The organism is Pontibacter locisalis (genome assembly GCF_042684605.1).
GTDB lineage: Bacteria > Bacteroidota > Bacteroidia > Cytophagales > Hymenobacteraceae > Pontibacter > Pontibacter locisalis.
In genome coordinates, this window is the sequence record NZ_JBHULU010000011.1 from 1 (window position 1) to 5,135 (window position 5,135).

Genomic DNA, 5,135 nt, shown 5'->3' on the forward strand with positions numbered 1-5,135 from the left:
TTTGAGAACGCGCTCGGGCAATTAGTACCGCTCGGCTTTGCTGTCTCCAGCTTTACACCTGCGGCCTATCGACGTCCTCGTCTTGGACGGCCCTTAAGGGAGATCTCATCTTGGGGCGGGTTTCGCACTTAGATGCTTTCAGCGCTTATCCCGTCCGAGCGTAGCTACCCTGCGCTGCGGCTGGCGCCACAACAGGTGCACCAGAGGCTCGTCCAACCCGGTCCTCTCGTACTAAGGTCAGGACCCCTCAAATCTCCGACGCCCACAACAGATAGGGACCGAACTGTCTCACGACGTTCTGAACCCAGCTCGCGTGCCACTTTAATCGGCGAACAGCCGAACCCTTGGGACCTTCTCCAGCCCCAGGACGTGACGAGCCGACATCGAGGTGCCAAACCTCCCCGTCGATATGAGCTCTTGGGGGAGATCAGCCTGTTATCCCCAGAGTACCTTTTATCCTTTGAGCGATGGCCCTTCCATGCGGAACCACCGGATCACTATATCCGTCTTTCGACCCTGCTCGGCTTGTGGGCCTCACAGTCAAGCGCCCTTATGCTATTGCGCTCTGCGCACGGTTACCAAGCGTGCTGAGGGCACCTTTGAAAGCCTCCGTTATTGTTTTGGAGGCGACCACCCCAGTCAAACTACCCACCAAGCACTGTCCCCCCCTGTGGGAGGTTAGGCGCCAAGCAACTCAAGGGTTGTATTTCAAGGACGGCTCCACGATGCCTGGCGACACCGCTTCACAGCCTCCAACCTATCCTACACATGAGTTACCCAGCGTCAATGCTAAGCTATAGTAAAGGTTCATGGGGTCTTTCCGTCCCGTTGCGGGTACTCGGCATCTTCACCGAGACTACAATTTCACCGAGCTCACGGCTGAGACAGCGCCCAGATCGTTACACCATTCGTGCAGGTCGGAACTTACCCGACAAGGAATTTCGCTACCTTAGGACCGTTATAGTTACGGCCGCCGTTTACCGGGGCTTCGATTCAATGCTTCGCCTTGCGGCTAACATCCCCTCTTAACCTTCCGGCACCGGGCAGGTGTCAGGCCTTATACTTCATCTCTCGATTTCGCAAAGCCATGTGTTTTTGTTAAACAGTCGCCTGGGCCTTTTCACTGCGGCTTCTCCAGTTGCCTGGAGGAAGCGCCCCTTCTCCCGAAGTTACAGGGCCATTTTGCCGAGTTCCTTGGCCGTGATTCACTCGAGCACCTTAGGATTCTCTCCTCGACCACCTGTGTCGGTTTGCGGTACGGGCGGCAAGCCATTTAAACGCTTAGCGGGTTTTCTAGGGAGCCTGATTAGGGACGATCTCCGCGCCCGAGGGCTTGGAGTACTTTCGGCGTTCAGCTAGCCCGGCGTACTTCACAACCGGGCCAATACCTACGGCCTTAAACGCGCTATTCCGTCAGCGCGCCGTCCTTTCACTTCTCCGTCACCGCATCGCTATGACGTGCCGGTACTGGAATATTAACCAGTTGTCCATCGAACTGCGCTTTCGCCTCGCCCTTAGGACCCGACTAACCCTGATCCGATTAGCGTTGATCAGGAAACCTTGGTCTTTCGGTGTGCGGGTTTCTCGCCCGCATTATCGTTACTTATGCCTACATTTGCTTTTCCAAGCGCTCCAACGCCCCTTGCCGGGACGCCTTCGTCGCCCTTGGAATGCTCCCCTACCAGTGCAGTAAACTGCAATCCGCAGCTTCGGTGCCATGCTTGATGCCCGATTATTATCGATGCCCTGTCGCTCGACCAGTGAGCTGTTACGCACTCTTTAAAGGAATGGCTGCTTCCAAGCCAACCTCCTGGCTGTCTAGGCAACTGGACCCCCTTTGTTCAACTTAGCGTGGACTTTGGGACCTTAGCTGGCGGTCTGGGTTCTTTCCCTCTCGGCGCGGGACCTTAGCACCCCGCGCCTCACTGCCGTGTATATCAAATGGCATTCGGAGTTCGTCAGGATTCGGTAGGATGTGACTCCCCCTAGTCCTATCGGTAGCTCTACCTCCATATGACTCCACCACGACGCTGCCCCTAAAGGCATTTCGGGGAGTACGAGCTATTTCTCAGTTTGATTGGCCTTTCACCCCTACCCACAGGTCATCCAAATACTTTTCAACGTAAACTGGTTCGGACCTCCATTTGGTTTTACCCAAACTTCATCCTGCCCATGGGTAGATCACAAAGTTTCGCGTCTACCCCCCCTGACTGTGCGCCCTGTTCAGACTCGCTTTCGCTCCGGCTCCGCTCCTCAAGAAGCTTAACCTTGCCAGGGAGGAGTAACTCGTAGGCTCATTATGCAAAAGGCACGCCGTCACTGCACGTAGCAGCTCCGACCGCTTGTAAGCGCATGGTTTCAGGATCTATTTCACCCCCTTATTCAGGGTACTTTTCACCTTTCCCTCACGGTACTGGTTCACTATCGGTCTCTCAGGAGTATTTAGCCTTAGCGGATGGTGCCGCTGGATTCAGGCGGGATTTCTCCGGTCCCGCCCTACTCAGGATACCACTAGGGCCAAAGAGCTTACGTGCACGGGACTATCACCCCCTATGGTCAGACTTCCCAGTCTGTTACACTTCAATCTTTGGTCCCACAGCGTGGTCCTACAACCCCGGCCGAGCCGTGACTCGACCGGTTTGGGCTCTTCCGCGTTCGCTCGCCACTACTTACGGAATCATTGTTATTTTCTCTTCCTCCGGGTACTTAGATGTTTCAGTTCTCCGGGTTCGCCCCCCTTAGGGTGACTACTCTTCAAGTAGCCGGGTTGCCCCATTCGGAAACCCGCGGATCAGTGGGTATGTGCCCCTCCCCGCGGCTTATCGCAGCTTGTCGCGTCCTTCATCGCCTCTGAGAGCCTAGGCATTCCCCATGCGCCCTTATCTGCGTTCTCGGCCGCTGCACTGTGGCAGCGGCCCGCCTCTTTTCTCGTTATTGCATGAGTTATCTTTCGATAACCTAAACTATTATTCTCTCTCCCATCATGTCAAAGAACTTTTCCTAGTCTCAAGCTCGTAGCGCCGGGCCGGGAGCTTTCACTCTCGCCTTCCTCTCTTGCCGTTCCTAAGTGTGAGGTAAAAACCTGCCGTTCTTACCTGTGCGTTGTGTTTGGTGTGGAGAATAACGGAGTCGAACCGTTGACCTCCTGCGTGCAAAGCAGGCGCTCTAGCCAGCTGAGCTAATCCCCCAGTGTGTATAGTGGGCCTGCGTGGACTCGAACCACGGACCTCTACATTATCAGTGTAGCGCTCTAACCACCTGAGCTACAAGCCCAGAATGAGAGCTGGGCGCCTCACAGCCACCATCGTAGGTTTTGAGGTTTGCCGAGACAGAAAAATACAAAGGAAGGGGGCATCCGCGCCGGGACCTGCGCCGGAAGGCCGGGCGTCGACCCTAGAAAGGAGGTGATCCAGCCGCACCTTCCGGTACGGCTACCTTGTTACGACTTAGCCCCAGTTACCAGTTTTACCCTAGACGGCTCCTTTGACGGTCACCGGCTTCAGGTCTCCCTGACTTCCATGGCTTGACGGGCGGTGTGTACAAGGCCCGGGAACGTATTCACCGCGTCGTTGCTGATACGCGATTACTAGCGATTCCGGCTTCACGAAGTCGAGTTGCAGACTTCGATCCGAACTGAGACCGGCTTTTTGAGATTGGCGCCCTGTTGCCAGGTGGCGACCCTCTGTACCGGCCATTGTAGCACGTGTGTAGCCCTAGGCGTAAGGGCCATGATGACTTGACGTCGTCCCCACCTTCCTCACTTCTTGCGAAGGCAGTCTCTCTAGAGTCCCCGCCATGACGCGCTGGCAACTAGAGATAGGGGTTGCGCTCGTTGCGGGACTTAACCCAACACCTCACGGCACGAGCTGACGACAGCCATGCAGCACCTTGCTTTGTGCCCCGAAGGGAGGCTCCATCTCTGGAGCTGTCACGCGCATTCTAGCCTAGGTAAGGTTCCTCGCGTATCATCGAATTAAACCACATGCTCCACCGCTTGTGCGGGCCCCCGTCAATTCCTTTGAGTTTCACCCTTGCGGGCGTACTCCCCAGGTGGATGACTTAACGCTTTCGCTTGGACGCTGACAGTGTATCGCCAACATCGAGTCATCATCGTTTACGGCGTGGACTACCAGGGTATCTAATCCTGTTCGCTCCCCACGCTTTCGTGCCTCAGCGTCAGTTTCGGCCCAGCGAGCTGCCTACGCAATCGGGGTTCTTGGTGGTATCTATGCATTTCACCGCTACACCACCAGTTCCGCCCGCCTCGACCGAACTCAAGCCCGCCAGTATCAACGGCAGTTCCACGGTTGAGCCGTGGGATTTCACCGCTGACTTAACGGGCCGCCTACGCACCCTTTAAACCCAATAAATCCGGACAACGCTTGCACCCTCCGTATTACCGCGGCTGCTGGCACGGAGTTAGCCGGTGCTTATTCATCTAGTACCGTCAGTTTCCCACGCATGGGCGTTTTCTTCCTAGATAAAAGCAGTTTACAACCCAGAAGGCCTTCTTCCTGCACGCGGCATGGCTGGGTCAGCCTCTCGGCCATTGCCCAATATTCCCTACTGCTGCCTCCCGTAGGAGTCTGGTCCGTGTCTCAGTACCAGTGTGGGGGACCATCCTCTCAGAACCCCTAGCCATCGTCGCCATGGTGGGCCGTTACCCCGCCATCTAGCTAATGGCACGCATGCCCATCTTCTATCGCCGAAGCTTTAACAGCTCTCCGATGCCGGAGTACTGTCTTATGCGGTATTAATCCCGGTTTCCCGGGGCTATCCCCCAATAGAAGGCAGGTTGCATACGCGTTACGCACCCGTGCGCCACTAACCAGGGAACCGAAGCCCCCTGATCCGTTCGACTTGCATGTATTAGGCCTGCCGCTAGCGTTCATCCTGAGCCAGGATCAAACTCTCCATTGTAAAAGTTAATTTACGCAAGCCCGAGGGCTTGCTCATGTGTCCGTTCGACCCCGGCCTTCCTTGTTTAAGGCGCAGGTGGTCCGAAGACCGGCCCTGCGCGGATTACCTTATCCTTTTGTATGTTTTTTCTGTCTCAACAATCTCTCAAAGAACTTGCCAAGGAACTACTTTCCTTGCCTGTCGCCTCGCAGCGTGTGTTTCCCTCTAACCCCTTC

General features: G+C 55.8%; 2 tRNA genes and 2 rRNA genes. All 4 read right to left on the reverse strand.

Going from position 1 to position 5,135, the window contains the following annotated elements:
* Position 1: 1 nt before the first annotated feature.
* Positions 2-2,893: ribosomal RNA gene (locus ACFSRY_RS08055) — 23S ribosomal RNA — on the reverse strand.
* 221 nt (positions 2,894-3,114) lie between these two features.
* A tRNA-Ala gene (locus ACFSRY_RS08060) sits at positions 3,115-3,188 on the reverse strand.
* Between the two features lie 11 nt (positions 3,189-3,199).
* A tRNA-Ile gene (locus ACFSRY_RS08065) sits at positions 3,200-3,273 on the reverse strand.
* A 124-nt stretch (positions 3,274-3,397) separates the two neighbouring features.
* A 16S ribosomal RNA gene (locus ACFSRY_RS08070) occupies positions 3,398-4,920 on the reverse strand.
* Together the 16S and 23S rRNA genes with 2 tRNA genes alongside form the textbook arrangement of a ribosomal RNA operon.
* Positions 4,921-5,135: the final 215 nt, after the last annotated feature.